The organism is Gracilibacillus pellucidus (assembly GCF_033949965.1).
GTDB lineage: Bacteria > Bacillota > Bacilli > Bacillales > Amphibacillaceae > Gracilibacillus > Gracilibacillus pellucidus.
Window position 1 is genome coordinate 396,445 of the sequence record NZ_JAWZSR010000003.1, and the last position, 17,897, is coordinate 414,341.

13 protein-coding genes are annotated in these 17,897 nt (G+C 36.0%); 10 read left to right on the forward strand and 3 right to left on the reverse strand.

Annotated features, from left to right (window positions below):
- Nucleotides 1-10: 10 nt before the first annotated feature.
- Entirely contained in the window at nucleotides 11-571 is a 561-nt protein-coding gene (locus SH601_RS07555; RefSeq protein ID WP_319957667.1) for a thioredoxin family protein, read from the forward strand.
- 338 nt (nucleotides 572-909) lie between these two features.
- Here SH601_RS07555 and SH601_RS07560 read toward each other — a convergent pair whose 3' ends face one another.
- Nucleotides 910-3,255 (reverse strand): transglycosylase domain-containing protein, encoded by a 2,346-nt coding sequence (locus SH601_RS07560; protein ID WP_319957668.1) that lies wholly within the window; start codon nucleotides 3,253-3,255, stop codon nucleotides 910-912.
- A gap of 300 nt (nucleotides 3,256-3,555) precedes the next feature.
- On the opposite strand from SH601_RS07560, the gene SH601_RS07565 reads away from it, so the two are divergent.
- Entirely contained in the window at nucleotides 3,556-3,804 is a 249-nt protein-coding gene (locus tag SH601_RS07565) for a DUF3949 domain-containing protein (protein WP_319957669.1), read from the forward strand.
- A gap of 26 nt (nucleotides 3,805-3,830) precedes the next feature.
- Here the strand turns inward: SH601_RS07565 and SH601_RS07570 are convergent, their stop codons facing one another.
- Nucleotides 3,831-4,391, reverse strand: coding sequence for a TetR/AcrR family transcriptional regulator (locus SH601_RS07570; protein WP_319957670.1), 561 nt, complete (start codon nucleotides 4,389-4,391; stop codon nucleotides 3,831-3,833).
- A 160-nt stretch (nucleotides 4,392-4,551) separates the two neighbouring features.
- On the opposite strand from SH601_RS07570, the gene SH601_RS07575 reads away from it, so the two are divergent.
- The 3 genes from SH601_RS07575 (at nucleotide 4,552) to SH601_RS07585 (ending at nucleotide 9,675) form a co-directional block, all read left to right on the forward strand.
- Complete coding sequence (locus tag SH601_RS07575) at nucleotides 4,552-6,624, forward strand: efflux RND transporter permease subunit (protein ID WP_319957713.1); 2,073 nt, start codon at nucleotides 4,552-4,554, stop codon at nucleotides 6,622-6,624.
- Between the two features lie 33 nt (nucleotides 6,625-6,657).
- Nucleotides 6,658-8,427, forward strand: coding sequence for a YhgE/Pip domain-containing protein (locus SH601_RS07580; protein ID WP_319957671.1), 1,770 nt, complete (start codon nucleotides 6,658-6,660; stop codon nucleotides 8,425-8,427).
- A gap of 252 nt (nucleotides 8,428-8,679) precedes the next feature.
- Entirely contained in the window at nucleotides 8,680-9,675 is a 996-nt protein-coding gene (locus SH601_RS07585; protein ID WP_319957672.1) for an LLM class flavin-dependent oxidoreductase, read from the forward strand.
- Between the two features lie 72 nt (nucleotides 9,676-9,747).
- Here SH601_RS07585 and SH601_RS07590 read toward each other — a convergent pair whose 3' ends face one another.
- Entirely contained in the window at nucleotides 9,748-10,647 is a 900-nt protein-coding gene (locus SH601_RS07590; RefSeq protein WP_319957673.1) for a 3-hydroxyacyl-CoA dehydrogenase, read from the reverse strand.
- Between the two features lie 355 nt (nucleotides 10,648-11,002).
- Here SH601_RS07590 and SH601_RS07595 point away from each other — a divergent pair, with 355 nt between their 5' ends.
- From SH601_RS07595 to SH601_RS07615, 5 genes are all read left to right on the forward strand, one after another.
- Nucleotides 11,003-12,208 carry a multidrug effflux MFS transporter gene (locus tag SH601_RS07595; RefSeq protein ID WP_319957714.1) on the forward strand — a complete coding sequence of 402 codons (1,206 nt, stop codon included), beginning with the start codon at nucleotides 11,003-11,005 and terminating at the stop codon, nucleotides 12,206-12,208.
- A 314-nt stretch (nucleotides 12,209-12,522) separates the two neighbouring features.
- Nucleotides 12,523-13,722, forward strand: a complete 1,200-nt coding sequence (locus tag SH601_RS07600) for an HD-GYP domain-containing protein (RefSeq protein WP_319957674.1) — start codon at nucleotides 12,523-12,525, stop codon at nucleotides 13,720-13,722.
- A 139-nt stretch (nucleotides 13,723-13,861) separates the two neighbouring features.
- The gene (locus tag SH601_RS07605; RefSeq protein WP_319957675.1) at nucleotides 13,862-15,043 is read left to right on the forward strand and encodes a peptidase; all 1,182 of its coding nucleotides are present in this window, start codon (nucleotides 13,862-13,864) and stop codon (nucleotides 15,041-15,043) included.
- 147 nt (nucleotides 15,044-15,190) lie between these two features.
- Nucleotides 15,191-15,493: a metal-sensing transcriptional repressor gene (locus tag SH601_RS07610; RefSeq protein ID WP_319957676.1), complete on the forward strand. Its 303-nt coding sequence runs from the start codon at nucleotides 15,191-15,193 to the stop codon at nucleotides 15,491-15,493.
- Between the two features lie 14 nt (nucleotides 15,494-15,507).
- Nucleotides 15,508-17,877: a heavy metal translocating P-type ATPase gene (locus SH601_RS07615; RefSeq protein ID WP_319957677.1), complete on the forward strand. Its 2,370-nt coding sequence runs from the start codon at nucleotides 15,508-15,510 to the stop codon at nucleotides 17,875-17,877.
- The last annotated feature ends 20 nt before the right edge of the window (nucleotides 17,878-17,897 follow it).

Here is a 17,897-nt window from a genome sequence, read left to right on the forward strand (position 1 = left end):
AGGTGGAAAAATGAAATCAGAACAACAATATTTTGAAGAAGGTAGAACGATTCAAACATATATGGATGAAATGAGCCAATTAAAGGACGAAAGTTTTCAAGTTTACCATAACTTTGAACTGCCAAATGACGGATTAATGGAACAAATAACAGATGCAGATATTCATTTCCTAACGATCACGGAAGATTGGTGTGGGGATGCAATGATGATTAATCCGGTGATTCGCAAGATAGCGGAGGCTGCTAACATTGAATCTCGCGTTACATTGCGTGATCAAGATACAGATCTAATTGATCGCCACCTAACTAATGGTGGAAGAGCAATTCCAATGGTCCTTATTTTAAATGGAGAAGGACAACTAATTGGAAAATGGGGACCTAGAGCACCGGAAGTACAAGCGATTGTAGATGAAGGAAGAGCGGCATTACCTGCTAAAGATGCACCAGACTTTACTGAAAAACAAAAAGAATTTTATACGATATTAACAGCAAAATATTCTAGTGATGAAACACTATGGAATTATGTATATGAAAGTTTTAAAGCAACTTTATTATCACTCGATGTGAAATAGATAAAAAGGACGTTCTTCATGGCTAAAGCAGAACGTCCTTTTCTTACGGTGTAAACCCGATCTGACTTTGTTTTGATAGGAAAGAAGCTTGGTCTGGTATTGTGAATCTATAGTCTTAGGGGGAGTGCCTCACTGTGTGAGTATACTGTTTTATCAATCCATTCTTTTTTCCTCTACAGTTTAGTAAACAAAATTAGTTGATGACATTCTCTCGCTGAATTCTTCTTTGATTTGTCGGTAAATCTATTTGCTAACACTTTTTCTTCGAATTTCTCTTCGTTTTGTCAGCAAATCTAATTATTAACATTTTCTCACTGCTTTCTTCTTTTCTTGGGAAACTATTCTTCCGTATCTTCTTCATCTTGCTCTGTTGTTTCCTCCATTAGGTCCTCTGTTTGTTCATTGTCTTCTGCATTCATTTCGTCTGGTGCTGGCTCTTCCTCCTCGTCCTCTACCGTCTCATCATTTTCCTGTTCATCTTCTGTTCGATCTGCCTCCTCGTTAGGAACTGTTTCTTCTTGTTTTTCTTCATTGCTTTCAGGCTGATCGGTATCTGTTTCTTCGGTATCCGTAGGTTGGTCTGGTACTTCTTCAACCTCTTCCTCAACCTCTTCCTCAACCTCTTCCTCATCATCAACACTTTCCTCTTCTTTCTCTTTATCCTCTGTTTTCTCTTGAGTAGGAGAGCCTAGATATGAAGTATCTGGCAAGGAAGTCCCTTTGACAAATAATTCGGTTATAATACTGCTTGAAGGTGTATAGTCAGTAGCTATTTTTCCGTTACGTGTATCTATATTTATTTTTTCTACACTATCAGGTTTTTTAAAATCAATGGCCTTTTTCTCGTTTGAGACGTGTGACATCAGCTCTTTAAAGATTAACCTGGAAACACGTGCATCTTCTGTTCGTACATATTGTTCTTTATTCGTCGTTTCATATCCAGTCCAAACTGCTGCAGTGTACTCTGTTGTATAGCCAACAAACCATGAATCAGTAGCACCACTTGTTACTCCTTCTGGTGCATTAGTCGTACCTGTTTTACCGGCGATAGGTAAACCGTCAATTTTTGCGACTGTTCCTGTTCCGCGTTCTACTACATCTTTCAACATATCTGTGATCATATAGGCAGTATAATCATTCATCGCCTGAACGGACTGAGATACCAATTGTTTTACTTCACCATTAGGGAATTCGATCTTTTCCACTGCATATGGTTCATGATATTCTCCATTATTACCAAATGCAGCATATGCACCTGCCATATCCAATGGCGAAATACCATCATCCTCACCAAAACCACCAATCGCATAAGCTGGATAAATCTGTTCTAAATCGATACCTAGGTTTGAAGCAAATTTCTGTACTTGCTGCTGATCTTGTTCCAAAAATGTTTTGATTGCAGGGATATTATAGGAGTGGACAAGAGCTTCCCTCATGGAAACTATGCCATGAAATCTCCCGTCATAATTTTTAAATTCTTTGTTATTAATGACAAGCTTTTCATCTTTTATTTGCTCATAAGTAGACCATTTTTGAAAATCTATAGCCGGCCCGTAATCTAAGATTGGCTTGATAGTCGAACCAGGTTGTCGTTTAATATCTGTAGCAAAATTGAACCCGCGTTGTATTCCTTGGCTTTCTGGGTCACGATTACCACCAATTGCCCGGATTGCACCACTGTTTGTTTCGGTTAATACGATACCAGCTTTAAACGCATCATCCGGAAAAGGAATAATATCTGTTCCTGTCATTAATTCATTTGTATAGTCCTGTGCATCTTGATCAAGTGTCGTATAGATCTGTAATCCCCCGTTAAATAGTTCACTTTCCTCATATCCTTTATCAATTAATTCTGTAATCACATAATCGATAAAGCCTTGGTAGCTGTCTGTTTGTTGTTTATCATATAACATATCTTCTACATCGATGTTTTTGGCCTCTTTGGCTTCGTCTGTTGAGATGAAATGGTGTGTTTCCATTGCGGAAAGGACGATTTCTCTTCTGTTTGCCGCATCCTCTGGATACTTAAAAGGATCATATCCACTAGGACGTTGTGGCAGGCCGGCAAGTAAAGCAGCTTCCGAGATGGTGAGTTTACTTACATCTTTGTTAAAATATACTTCTGCTGCAGCACCTAATCCATATGCCCCGTGTCCGAAGTAAATTTTATTTAAATACATTTCTAATATATCGTCTTTAGAGTAACTTTGTTCCATCCTGATAGCAAGATATGCCTCTTGCACTTTTCGTTTAAACGTCTTTTCTGGTGAAAGGTGTGTGTTCTTTACTACTTGTTGTGTAATGGTACTACCACCTTCTGCACCCCATCCTTGCTTTATGTTAGCAAGGGTTGCTCCGACAATTCGTTGCAGATCAATTCCCATATGTTTTTCAAAACGGGCGTCTTCGATTGCGATAAACGCATTTTTTACATGTGGTGGCACATCTTTTATATCGATTGGTAAGCGATGTTCCATTCCCGATATGTTCGCTACTTTATCCCCGTGTTTATCGTAAATAACAGATGTACTCGGGTTTTCTAAATGTGCTTCAGCGAGTGCAGGTGTATCTTTCAAAAGTACGAAGAGACTAATACCAATAATTAGTAGGACAGTGAAGAAAAAGGTGAGTATACTTCGTTTGATAAATCTCCTTTTTTTCCTTGCAGTACTTCGTTTTTTCATTTATTTCAACCTTTCTAACATTGATCAATCCATTAAAAAAATTCGCTCCAACCTTATTATACTTCGATTTTATCAATATATTACATAATCTTGAAGAATACGTAACAATATAACTCTATTAGTCTATATTATGGACACTAGTACAAAAAGTATACATTAATAGTTTGAAATTTTATCACGAACATTCACTTATACTGATTCAAGTCTTATCTTATGAATAAATAATAAAATTGAAACATTTTAACATTATGATCGTATTTTTAGTTAGGAAAGTTAAAATGAGAATGGAGAGTGATGAGGATGGTAGTAACGTTATTTTGGACTTTTTTAGGTATATACATATTGCTTTCGGTTATTATTACCCCATTCCAGTATCGTTATTTGACTGGGCTAAAAGAGGAACAACAGAAAGCAGGACAAACACAACTGGAATACTACGGAGGAAAAACGGTCTCAGAACAGATTCTTACTGTAAATGCACAAGGCAATCCATTGTTCTGGGGAGCAAATATATTTGCTTCTGTTATTATAAAAATCAAACAAAAATAACACAAATGTAGTTACATTTGTGTTATTCACACATTTAACGCACCAAGGCCTTTATTGGTAAACTCACTAATCAGTTCTGCCATTTGCTTTGGTGTTTGTTTTTTTTCATTAAATAACCAATCTTTAATGACATGAACAGAACCACTTATCATAAATGTACTTAAATAAGCTGCGGCATCTGTGTTAGTAGCAGGTGTACTATCTAATAAACATATTTTTGCAATATCCATAACTCGTTTTTCAAAACTTGTTCCTGTGTTATTTTCTAATAATGCTTCAAAAATTTCTTTATGCTTTTGCACATATTCTAAAAGCTTTTCTGTCATTTTGATCGATTCTTCTTCTTTAGCAAATTTTAATGCCTCTAATGATCTATTCATCTCCGTGATAATTTCTTCTTCAATGGAAAAAAGTAAATTTTCTACGTCTGTAAAATGGGTATAAAAGGTGGAACGATTAATATCAGCATGTAAGCAAACTTCTTTAACGGTAATGGACGAAAATGATTTTTCATTCATTAATTGTACTAAGCTGTCCTTTAATACCATTCGTGTATATTTTTTTCGGCGATCTAATTTTTCACCCAAAAGAACCACTCCTTAAATGTGAAGATTTTGTTAATTTCCAACATAGATCACAAATTTGTTGGAAAACTAACGAAGTGAACATAACTGTTTGTTGAATGTCCAACACAGTGTCTATATAATGTTAATGTGATTGAATGAATTTTGCAAGAGAGGATGACTGATTATTGATCTTTCAGCTAGAATTATTAAACATAAAAAATCGATTGTAATTACATTTATTATTGTGGCACTTATTAGTGTTATCACACAGTTTGCGGTAGCTGTTAATTACAATATGGTAGATTATTTACCTGATGATGCTCCATCAACTGAAGCAATGGATTTAATGGAGGAAGAGTTTGATGCATCTGTCGCAAATGCACGGGTTATGATTCATGATGTGACAGTACAAGAAGCATTAACCTACAAAGAACAATTAGAGTCGATTGATGGTGTAACTGATGTTATGTGGTTAGATGATGCTATTGATATTAAAACTCCTATAGAAATGGCTGATACTGACACGGTTGAATCTTATTATAAAGATAACCATGCATTGATTTCTTTCCATATTCGTGATGGTGATGAAGTGGCTATTACGGATCAGGTATATGAGGTAATTGGTGAGGACAATGCATTATCTGGAGAGGCGGCAGATACAGCAGTATCACAACAAATGGCAGGTACAGAATCTGCTTATGCTGCACTGTTATTAGTCCCAATTATTATTATCATTTTAGTTCTGTCAACGAACTCATGGATAGAGCCCGTCTTTTTCTTAACAGCTATTGGTGTCTCTGTCTTGATTAATTTAGGAACAAACATTTTTCTTGGAGAAGTATCGTTTGTTACGCAGTCGGTCGCACCAATTCTCCAGTTAGCGGTGTCACTTGATTATGCAATCTTTTTGTTACATAGTTTTTCTGATTTTCGTAACAAAGGTGAGGAACCAACAACTGCGATGCGTTTAGCGATGAAACAGTCATTCCCTGCGATTGCTGCAAGTGCATCAACTACATTTTTCGGATTTATGGCACTAACATTTATGAAATTCGAAATGGGTGCAGATTTAGGAATTAACTTAGTGAAAGGTATCGTATTAAGTTTTATTAGTGTAATGGTCTTCTTACCAGCCTTAACACTTACTTTTTATAAATGGATTGATAAAACAGAACATAAACCGTTTATTCCACCAATCCGAAATTTCGGTAAGCAAGTGGTGAAAGTAAGAATTCCTAGTTTATTATTAGTACTGCTTCTAATTGTGCCAGCATTTTTAGCTCAAAGTAATACGAATTTCATTTACGGTGTCGGAGAACATCCAGATTCTACTCGTATAGGTCAGGATGTGCAAACAATAGAAGATACATTTGGTAAGTACACGCCAATGGTTGTATTAGTGCCAAAAGGTGATCTAGTGAAAGAAGAAGAGCTCGTCCAGCATATAGAGGAACTCAATCATGTATCAAGTGTACTTGCTTATGTGAATACCGTCAGTCCAGTTATTCCACCAGAATATCTTGATGCGTCCGTAACAGATCAATTTTACTCAGATAATTACGCACGAATTGTTATTTATTCTGATACAGAGCCAGAGGGGCGTGCAGCCTTTCAAATTGTGGAGGATATCACCGGATTAGCAGAAAATTATTATGGTGAAGATGATGTTCATGCTTTAGGTGAAAGCGCGACTCTTTATGATATTAAGAAAACGGTGGAGAAAGATAATATTGTCGTCAATACATTAACGATTGCTGCAATTGCGATTGTATTATTGATTACCTTCCGTTCGATTTCGATGCCAATTGTCTTATTGTTAACGATTCAAGCGGCTGTTTGGTTTAATTTGTCTGTTCCATACTTTATGGATTCGCCACTTGTATATGTAGGCTATTTGATTATTAGTACAGTTCAATTAGCTGCAACAGTAGATTATGCAATTTTGTTATCGGAAGCATATCACGTTAATAGAAGAAAGATGTCTGCACTTGAAGCAATTAAGAAAACGATTGATGAGAAGATATTCTCGATATTAATTTCGGCATCGATCTTATCAAGTGTTGGATTTATCCTATGGCTGACTTCGTCTAATCCGATTGTAGGATCGATTGGTTTATTGCTTGGTAGAGGAGCATTACTTGCGTTTATTTTGGTAGTCTTTTTCTTACCGGCGATGTTACTTGTGTTTGATAAAGTAATGGAAAAAACAACATGGAGGGCAAACTTTTATCATGGAGATAAACGTTCAAAATAGCTCTGTGAATCTAGATAAAAAGAAGGGTTGATTATGCGAATAAAACGATTGTTACTGTTGTTAATGATAAGTGTCTTAGTACTTTCACCGTTTACAATGGTTAGTGCTAGTACAACTCCGGCAAAGGATGAAGTCGTTTATACAACATTAGCTTCAACTGGTGAAGAATTAGACACATATGTAGTGAATAGTTTTGAGATGAATGAAGAGGGAGAAGTAGTAGATTACGGTGATTATACAGCTGTTAAGAACTTAACCGATCTATCAGAAATTTCCCAATCGGGAGATGAAGTTTCCTTTGAGGGATCAGGTGATTCTTTTTATTACCAAGGAACCTTGGATAATAAGTCATTACCTTGGAAGTTTTCCGTTGATTACAAGCTAAATGGAGAAGAAATGAATCCAGAAGAGATGCTCGGTAAAGATGGACACTTAACGCTAGAAATAAAAACATCTACAAATAAGGATGCTAATTCAGTTTTTATTGAAAATTACTTATTACAAATATCTTTGACATTAGATGGTGACAAGTATCAACAAATTAAAGCAGAAGATGCTACAATCGCTAATGCTGGTATGAATAAACAAGCAACCTTCACTGTCATGCCAGAAAATGATGCTGACTTTGAGATACATGCAGATGTGACAGATTTTGAGATGGATGGAATGGAAATTTCAGCTATTCCTTCTTCTATGTCTGTTGATACGCCAGATGTAGACGACGTAACAGAAGACTTTGAGACACTAGCTGATGCAACAGCAGAGCTAGATGATGGGGTTGGAGAATTAGTTGACGGAATTGCTGATTTAACTAGTGGTGTCACAGAACTGAAAGATGGTTCTAGTGAATACGAAAAAGGTATTAAGCAAGTAAGTGATGGCTCAAGTGACTTATTGAGTGGAAGTGAATCAATTGATCAAGCACTTAAAACGATGAAAAATGCAATGGATCAAGACGTAGAAACCGGAGATTTTACTGCATTACAAACAGGTCTTGAACAAATAGCAGAAGGTTTACAAAATGCAAGTGAAGGGTTAGCTACTTTACAAGAAAATTATCAAGCTGCTTATCAAGCATTAGATCAAGCGATCGATAATGTACCAGAAGCATCTGTTTCAGAGAATGAAATAGCAGAATTATATCAAAGTGGTGCTGATCAAGAGGTGCTAGATAAATTAGTACAATCATATGAGGCTGCACAAGTTGTAAAGGCAACGTATGAACAAGTGAGAGAAGCTTTCGGTGCAGTAAGTCCGACACTTGAGGAAGTAACGAGTGGACACGATGAAATGGCATCATCGTTATCAACGATGGCAGCTCAAATTGCTGCTGCAAGTGAAGGGACGGACATCCAAGAAAGCTTGAATGAATTACAACAAGGTTTAACAAGTTTATCTGACAATTATGCAGAGTTTCACACAGGATTGCAGCAATATACGAATGGTGTGGATGAGCTAGCGAATGTTTATCATGATCTTCATAATGGAATAGTAGAAGTGGATAATGGCACCGCTGAGTTTGGAAATGGTGTGAAAGAGCTACATGATGGCACAACAGAGTTAGCTGACTCGACAAGTGATTTACCTGATCAAATGCAAGATGAGATAGATGATATGATCAATGATTTCGACAAATCAGATTTCGATGCGGAGTCATTTGTTTCAGATAAAAACAATAATGTAGATTCTGTTCAATTTGTTATTCAAACAGAAGGCGTTACAAAAGATGAATCAGATGATAATGAACAAGAAGTAGAGGAAGAAAAAAGCTTCTGGGATCGCTTTTTGGATTTGTTTCGGTAGTAATTAAAGAATGAGCCTGCTTTTGAATAAAAGTGGGCTTGTTTTTTGTACAAAAAACAAGCAATTATATTATCATGGTGCAAAGGTCCGTAATACCTGCACTTTCAAGATTCGAGTTAAACAAAGAAGCTAAGTGGGGGGATAAACGGACGCTAACTCCCGCTGATTGAAGTCTCGCTTTATATGATTTCTCGAGCTTTTTATTTTCAAAAATTTACTAAACAACTTCACTAAAAGAAAGGAGCGATACAAATGAAATTAAGTGTATTAGACCAAGCACCAATTTCCCGCGGGGATTCACCTGAACAAACATTAGCAAATACATTGGAGCTTGCCAAGTGGACAGAAGAACTCGGGTTTCATCGTTACTGGGTAGCGGAGCACCATAACACAAATGGCTTAGCAAGCTCTTCACCACAAATTATGATGACAAGAATAGCATCTGTTACAAATACAATTCGTGTAGGCTCTGGTGGGGTGTTATTGCCACAATATAGTCCATATAAAATTGCAGAAGATTTTAAAACGATGGCAGGCTTCTTTCCGAATCGTATAGATCTTGGAGTAGGACGTTCACCAGGGGGTTCACAACTAACGAGGTCAGCGCTGACAGATAATCAAAATAAAAGCTTAAATGATTTTCCGCGCCAACTCAATGATTTACAGGGATTTTTACATAATTCATTACCACGTGAACATGAATTCCGAATGGTAAAAGCCGGTCCGCGAGTGGATAAATTACCACCATTATGGGTGTTAGGATTATCAGAAAGAGGAGCAATCAATGCTGCAGAGCAAGGTGTAGGCTTTGTGTTCGGACATTTTATTAATCCAACTAACGGCGAAAAAGCAATGCAAGCATATCGAGATCATTTCCAACCTTCTGTTACATTGGATAAGCCAAAAACCATTGCATGTGTTTTTGTTGTATGTGCAGATACAGAAGAGGAAGCGGAAAGATTAGCGGAAACACAAGATAAATGGCTGCTTAGTGTTGGTAAAGGTGGAGATACGAAAGTACCATCAATGGAAGAAGTTAGGAAAAAATCTTATACGAGTGAAGAATTAGAGATGATAAAGGAAAATAGAAAACGAACAATTATAGGTACACCTACGAAAGTAAAAGAGGAGCTAACTCACTTGCAACAGCTCTATCAAACAGATGAGTTCATGATTATAACGAATATTTATGATTTTGAAGCGAAGAAAAAATCCTATCAGTTAATTGCAGAAGCTATGTATCAATAATAAGAAACGTCCGTTATCCTCCATTCTAAGTTTCGTAAGAAGGGGATAAACGGACATTAGTTAGCAAACGTATTATTTTAAGAAGTCCGGATCTTCATAACTTGGATTCGGATATGTATAGAATCCTTCTCCTGTAGCGGTACCTAATTTGTTTTTATCAATGTATTCCGTTTTTAGGTGTGCAGCTAATTTCTTCATATTCTCATCACCAGTTAACTCCGCTTTGCGCTGTACGATATGGTATGCTGTTGTAATACCAATGACATCTAGCATAGCAAAAGGTCCTTTTGGCGCACCAGTTCCAACCATCCATGTTTTATCAATTGTCTCTGGATCAGCAATTCCTTTGATGAATAAGTCTTGAGCAGCATCTAACAGTGGAACTAATAAGGAATTAAGAATATATCCAGGTTGTTCTTTGTGTAAAGGTAGAGCAACCATGCCAATTTCTTTTGCGAAATCAAGCACATCGTTAAATACTTGTTCGTCTGTAGCAGGTTGTTTCATTACTTCAGCTGTATTATTTAACCAAATTTCATTGGCGAAATGAAGTGCTAAGAATTTTTCTGGTCTACCTGTAGCTTCTACAAATTGACTAGGTAAAAGAGTAGAAGTGTTTGTTGCAAAGATAGTATGAGAAGGAGCAAGTTTACTTAGTTTCTGATAAAATTCTGTTTTGATATCTACTACTTCAGGGATTGCTTCGATGATTAAATCAGCTTCTGTAACAGCTTCTGCCAAATCTGATTGATATTGCACACGACTGAAAGCAGCATTTACTTGTTCTTCAGATGCTTGTAAGTCTTCTTGGTAGCGAGTTTTTAATTTTGTTACACGGTCTTTCGCGTCATTGATTGCTTGTTCGTTAATATCGTAAACGATTACGTCGAACCCGTAAAAAGCAGTTTGAAAAGCGATTTGGCTTCCTAAAACGCCTCCACCAGCAACAGTGACTTTTTTATATTGTCCCATAATACATTCATCCCTTCACGATTAAAAATGTGACTCTATTTATCATGGTGTAAACGTCTGTAAAAACCCCCACTTCAAGGTTCGAGTTAAGATAAAGAAGCTAAGTGGGGGATAAACGGACGCTAACTCCCTGATAAGTTTCGCTAACAATCAGTGGGAGTCAAAAACTCCCATTGATTGAAGTCTCACTTTATATTATGACATAATGCAACATAATTATACAAATATATAGGTATATGAAAATAGTAAAAATGACTTGGTGGATATTGGTGATATACAAAACGCTGGGAAGAAACAAGATAGTATAACTATCGAGGTGAATTATATATAATGAGTAGAAGAAGGAGGGGTATTCATCGAAAAAACTTTACATAATCCAACAGGAAAACAGCGAATAGGCTTAGCTTTTTTATTGGCAATGTTGGCGGCACTAGGTCCATTCAACATTGATATGTATTTACCAAGCTTTCCACAAATAGCAGAAGATTTAGGAGCAAGAGCTTCACTTGTTCAATTAAGTTTAACAGCATGCTTGTTAGGCTTAGCTATTGGCCAGTTAGTGATAGGGCCAATAAGTGATGCGATAGGACGAAGAAAACCGATCTTATTATTTATTTCCTTATTTGCTTTGTTCTCGTTATTATGTGCGTTTGCGCCCAATATTCTCGTGTTAATCATCGCGAGATTTTTACAAGGGTTCACTGCCGCAGCGGGTGTCGTACTATCCCGAGCAGTAGTAAGAGATGTTTTTGATGGGAAAGCATTAACAAAATTCTTTGCATTACTGATGGTGATTAATGCGACAGCACCAATGATTGCACCAATTTCAGGTGGCGCAATTTTATACTTTCCGTTTGCCAGTTGGCATACGATTTTCATCTTTTTATTCGTACTAGGTATTGTAATGGTTGCGATTACTGCACGTAAATTACCAGAAACACTGCCAGAACAAAACCGGAGACCGAGCTCTATTGGTAATACATTAAAAACGATGGGGGCATTAATAAAAGACAGATCGTTTATCGGATATGCAATTGTCGTTTGTTTTGTTCAAGGTGGAACATTTGCTTATGTAGCAGGGACACCCTTTGTTTATCAAGAAATCTATCATGTATCACCACAAGTATTCAGTCTTTTATTCGGGGTAAATGGTTTAGCTATTATTCTTGGTAGTTTTCTAGTTGGACGTTTGAGCACATATTTTGAAGAAAGAAGCTTATTAAGAACAGGTGTTATTATGTCGTTAGTAGCCAATTCGACATTATTATTAGCAACTGTATTTCATTGGCCATTATACATGCTGGTTATTCCATTATTCGTTCATTTGAATTCGGTCGGAATTATTTTAACGAGCAGTTTTTCACTCGCTATGGTCAATCAAAAGGAGCGTGCTGGGACAGCAAGTGCTTTATTAGGCATGTTACCTTTATTAATGGGAGCGATTGTAGCACCGATTGTTGGAATAGATGAAACAACCGCAATACCGATGGGAGCAGTACTATTTTGTAACTCATTAATCGGTGCGATTATTTTCTTTACATTTACGAAACCCAAAAGCTGAGCTGTCCTATGACAACTCAGCTTTTTATTACCTCTAAGCACATTAGGACATGCTTTACAATAATCGATCATTTAAAAGGACCACTCTTTTTCCTACAACACGTAAGTACCATAAAGGGAGGAGTTTACATCGTGAAAACAGTAACCAGAGTAGTTCAATTTAATACAATAGATATGTATCTAAAGTCACTAATATGACAAAAAGCTTTATTTACTTGTATATATGATTAGCTTATAATTATATGGAAAATACATAGGAAAAATGTAGAAATATAATAGACTTACTAGTATAATATAATTAGAAAGGATTTCGAAATGAAAAATAAATATAGGTATGCAAATCTATTAAATGAAGAAAAAAGAACTACAATATGGTTTTTGTGGTTGGTTTATGGGATCTATTTTGTTTTTGAAATAATATACTTTTTTATTGCGTTTCCTTCAGTTTCATGGCAAATTGAACAAACTGGTGATGTAAGTCGTTTGTTTTTTATGAAATATATCGTATTCTTTGTCTTGTTACCACTTGCGTATTATTTCTTGAAAATAGAGAATCCATCACCTATAAAATACATATATGCTATTTCATTTATACTATCTGATATATTGATTGATAGTATTACTTTTTATAATGTTGACCAATCATTTGCTAGTGGAAATATAAATGAGCTTGTTATGATTATGTTTTCACCTATTTTTGTAAGTAAACGTTTTTTTTATGTTGTCTCATTGGGGACTATTTTTAAATATGTAATAATCGGATTAATCTTAGGTGATTCAGCGGTGGTTTTACCCGTGGTGTTGATAACCATCATTTCGATTGTAGCTTTTATTTTATTACATCGTTTTATAGGGTATGTAAAAGCTGTAGAAAGTTCATTAGATAAGCAAATGGAAGGAATTGTTAAGGGAGTCATTACTACTTTAGAGTTAAAAGATCCTTATACAAGAGGACATAGTGAAAGAGTAGCAAATTATGCTATTATTTTAGCAAAGGAAACAGATAAATTTACTGAAGAAGAATTAAAAAACTTTTACTACGCTTGTTTATTACATGATATCGGTAAAATACATATTCCAGATGTAATTTTGACTAAACCAGGTAAGTTAACTGAAGAAGAATATGAAATCATAAAAACACATCCCGTAGTAGGTGCACAATCACTTGTAGATGTAGAAGGTATTACGGACAATATCAATGTGATTAGACATCACCATGAGAGATGGGATGGGACGGGCTATCCAGATGGGTTGAAGGGAAATCAAATTGATTATCTAGCGAGAATTATAGCGATTGCAGATGCTTTTGATGCTATGACTTCTTCAAGGTCATATCGAGCAGCGTTATCAATAGAAAGGGCATACGAAATTATATTAAATGAGAGTGGTGCTCAATTTGATCCAGAAATTGTTAATGTCTTCAAAGATAGTTTTGATAAATGGATTGAATATTTTCATAGCCATCATGATAATATTGTGAAACTTAAAGAAATAGATGAGGAGGGAAAACCGTGAAAATCAGAAAACTAAACAGATTACAAGCTACACTTAATAGTTGTTGGTGGTGTACGTATGCAAGACCGGGATGGAAATTATTTTAAAAAGATGCTCATATAGCATCTTTTTTTCATTTAAATAATCAGGAGGTGAGAATATGAAACCAAGCTTTAAATCAAAAATAGTTTTACAACCTATGCTAATTAGAAAAGATAATAAGCATTACATTGTCGAAAATGAAGTGAACGGTGATTTTTTTGAAATGCCAGAAGTCTGTGTGGTAGCCATAGAAAAAATCAACAATAATGAGTCGTTGGCCAGTATTGAAGAACAACTAAAGCAAAGTTTTCCTGATGAAGAAGTAGATATCATTGATTTTATTGAACAATTAATAGATTTAGGACTTGTAAAAGAATTGGATGGTGTAGAATTAACAGTTCAGCAAAAGAGCCAATCAACTACCGGTTTCACTTGGATTTCTAGTAAATTAGCTTCGGTGTTTTACAATAAAATAACTGTACCAATTTTGCTAATTCTTTTTATTAGTAATCTTTTATTATTTATTACACAACCTCAATTATTGCCGAAGTACACAGACATATTTATCTTTGATTCGATGGTGTTGAGTACAATTACTTTTACACTCATATCAACGATTATTATTGTTTTACACGAATTTGGTCATATTTTTGCGATTCGCTCATTTGATCTACCTGCCAATGTTCAGATTGGGAATCGCTTGTTTTTTATTGTAGTGGAAACAGATTTGACTGCTGGTTGGAGGCTGTCAGCTAAAGAGCGTAATATATTGTTTCTGGGTGGTATGTTTATTGATCAAATCATTTTAGCTGTAGCGCTAACACTGAAGCTAACTATTTTCTCAGAAGGTGGTTTCATCGATGGCTTGTTATCGATCGTGATCTTAGATATTTTCGTTAAGACTATTTACCAATGCTGTATCTATATGAAGACGGATCTATACTATGTATTGGAGAGTGTGACAGGTAGTTATAATTTAATGGAAAATGGGAAAAACTACTTAGCAAGATGGCTACCATTTTTGAAAGTCGATAAGACGACGACGGTATTCGATGGAGAAGAAAAGATAGTCAAGTTATATAGCATTTTTACATTTATAGGTGTTGCCTTCACGATAAGTTTATTTTTCTTTTTCTTTCTACCGCAAACGGTTTATATCATTATATCGATACTTCCACATTTGACGAATCCTGTCGGAAATCCACTATTTTGGGATGCGTTAGTAATGGTTGTAGAATTTATTGTAATGATTAGCCTGTTGTTGATTGTATTAATAAAAAAGAAAAAAGCTAGTTCGTAATATTTCCTGGGAAATCAATGGATACAGCTTTTACTATATAGAGAGAATGTTCAGGTGAAAGAACATTCTTTTTTTTAGCCAAATTATTGACTAAAATACCTGGTAGGGGTATAGTGTAATTGTAGTTAACGAAAGGAAGTGCTAATAATGAAGGAGTCGACCCATCAACATCCGAGTACACCTCGGTCAAAGGATGAAATTCAAACAACGGTAAACAGATTGAAGCGTATAGAAGGGCAAGTTCGTGGTATACAAAAAATGGTCGAAGATGATCGTTATTGTGTCGATATACTAGTGCAAATAAGTGCAATTAATGCTGCTTTGAAAAAAGTTGGTCATTCGATTACGGAAAGGCATATTAAACATTGTGTTAGTGATGCTATTCTTTCAGGTGAAGGTGATGAGGCTATTGATGAATTAATGGAAGTAATGACACAATTCTCCAAATAAAGGAGGGGCTTGTTATGAGTGATAATGAAAAAATAACATTAGGAATAACAGGTATGACTTGTGCTGCATGTTCTAATCGAATTGAAAAAGTTTTAAATAAAATGGACGGAGTAGAAGCACAAGTTAATGTAACAACGGAAAAGGCAAGTGTTTCGTATAATCCAGACCATACACAAATAGACGATATTCAAGCAAAAATTGAAAAACTAGGGTATGGAGTAGAGACGGAGCGGGTTGATTTAGATGTGTTTGGTATGACGTGTGCTGCGTGTTCCAACCGTATCGAAAAGGTATTGAATAAGCAGACAGGTATTACGCAAGCGACAGTAAACTTAGCAACGGAAAGTGCGACAGTTGAATATAATCCATCTATCATAGAAGAAGCAGATATGATTCATCGCATCCAAAAGCTTGGCTATGATGCAAAACGTAAAGCAGAAAGGGAGCAACAAGCTTCAAAAAAAGAACAACAACTAAAAAAAATGAAGTGGAAATTAGTTAGTTCAGCTATTTTAACATTACCACTATTTGCAACAATGCTTGTACACTTGTTTCAAATAAGCATACCAGCTATCTTCATGAATCCTTGGTTCCAATTTGCTTTAGCTACACCTGTTCAATTCATTATTGGGTGGCAGTTTTATGTTGGCGCTTATAAGAATTTACGAAATAAAACTGCTAACATGGATGTTCTCGTTGCACTTGGAACTAGTGCAGCTTACTTTTATAGTGTTTATGAAATGTTGTTTGCGAACATGCCACATCTTTATTTCGAAACAAGTGCTGTAATTATTACGTTAATCCTATTTGGAAAATATTTAGAAGTAGCAGCGAAAAGTAAAACAACGATGGCGATTTCTAAACTACTTCATCTTCAAGCAAAAGAAGCGAGAGTAGTTCGTGATGATGAAGAGATAATGATTCCGATTGAACAAGTAGTTGTTGGGGATTACTTAGTTGTTAAACCTGGCGAAAAAATACCTGTAGACGGTATAGTGAAGAAAGGTCAAACATCTATTGATGAATCGATGATTACGGGAGAATCGATTCCAATTGAGAAAGGTGTAGAAGACGCTGTTATCGGCTCGACGATAAATAAGAATGGTTCGATTACAATGAAAGCGACAAAAGTAGGCAAAGATACAGCACTTGCTTCTATTATAAAAGTAGTAGAAGAGGCACAAGGTTCTAAAGCACCAATTCAACGTTTAGCTGATGTGATCTCAGGCTACTTCGTCCAAATCGTTGTCGGGATTGCGCTTGTGACATTTCTGATTTGGGTAATATTTGTTTCACCAGGAAATATCGAAGCATCATTAGTGGCAACAATTGCGGTTTTAGTTATTGCATGTCCTTGTGCTTTAGGATTAGCAACACCAACATCCATTATGGTTGGAACAGGAAAAGCTGCAGAATCAGGCATTTTGTTTAAAGGTGGCGAACATTTAGAAAGAACCCATAAACTAGATGCCATTATTTTTGATAAGACAGGAACATTAACAAAAGGTAAACCTGAAGTAACGGACTTTATTGGAGAAAACGATGTGTTAGCGTTGTTAGCAAGTGCGGAAAAAGCATCAGAACACCCGTTAGCAGAAGCGATTGTCAGCTATGCAGAAAGAAAACAACTTCCATTAGCAAAAGCAACATCTTTTGAAGCAATACCTGGGCATGGTATTGTAGCGTTAGTGGATGGAAAAGAAATGGTTGTTGGTAACCGAAAACTCCTCAAGGATAAACAGATTGAACTAAATGAACAAGTAGAAATGCTTGGGAAGTGGGAAGCTCAAGGGAAAACGGCTATGCTTGTAGCGGTTGATGGCCAGTTAAGTGGTATGATAGCTGTACAAGATACGATAAAACCTTCTGCAGTTGAAGCAATTACACAGCTAAAAGCACAAAACCTGCAAGTCATCATGCTTACTGGAGATAATAAAACAACAGCAGAAGCAATTGCAAAACAAGTAGGTATCAATCAAGTTTATGCAGAAGTACTACCAGAACAAAAAGCGGATAAAGTGAAAGAAGTTCAATTACAAGGAAAAACAGTAGCGATGGTAGGAGATGGTATTAACGATGCTCCAGCGCTAGCACTAGCTGATATTGGGATTGCGATTGATACTGGAACAGAAGTAGCAATTGAAGCTAGTGATGTAACCATTTTAGGTGGAGAATTATTATTGATACCTAAAGCTATTAAATGGAGTCATGCTACCATTCGCAATATTCGTCAAAACTTATTTTGGGCATTTGCCTACAATAGTGCAGGTATTCCAATAGCGGCAGCTGGTTTATTAGCACCATGGATTGCTGGAGCAGCGATGGCGTTTAGTTCCGTAAGTGTTGTAACGAATTCACTTCGATTAAAACGAGTGAAAATATAGATGAGTAATATAAAGGAGAG

Coding starts and splice junctions, on each gene's coding strand:
- SH601_RS07555 (WP_319957667.1), top strand. CDS start 11: ATGAAATCAGAACAACAATATTTTGAAGAAGGTAGAACGATTCAAACA.
- SH601_RS07560 (WP_319957668.1), bottom strand. CDS start 3,255: ATGAAAAAACGAAGTACTGCAAGGAAAAAAAGGAGATTTATCAAACGA.
- SH601_RS07565 (WP_319957669.1), top strand. CDS start 3,556: ATGGTAGTAACGTTATTTTGGACTTTTTTAGGTATATACATATTGCTT.
- SH601_RS07580 (WP_319957671.1), top strand. CDS start 6,658: ATGCGAATAAAACGATTGTTACTGTTGTTAATGATAAGTGTCTTAGTA.
- SH601_RS07585 (WP_319957672.1), top strand. CDS start 8,680: ATGAAATTAAGTGTATTAGACCAAGCACCAATTTCCCGCGGGGATTCA.
- SH601_RS07590 (WP_319957673.1), bottom strand. CDS start 10,647: ATGGGACAATATAAAAAAGTCACTGTTGCTGGTGGAGGCGTTTTAGGA.
- SH601_RS07600 (WP_319957674.1), top strand. CDS start 12,523: ATGAAAAATAAATATAGGTATGCAAATCTATTAAATGAAGAAAAAAGA.
- SH601_RS07605 (WP_319957675.1), top strand. CDS start 13,862: ATGAAACCAAGCTTTAAATCAAAAATAGTTTTACAACCTATGCTAATT.
- SH601_RS07610 (WP_319957676.1), top strand. CDS start 15,191: ATGAAGGAGTCGACCCATCAACATCCGAGTACACCTCGGTCAAAGGAT.
- SH601_RS07615 (WP_319957677.1), top strand. CDS start 15,508: ATGAGTGATAATGAAAAAATAACATTAGGAATAACAGGTATGACTTGT.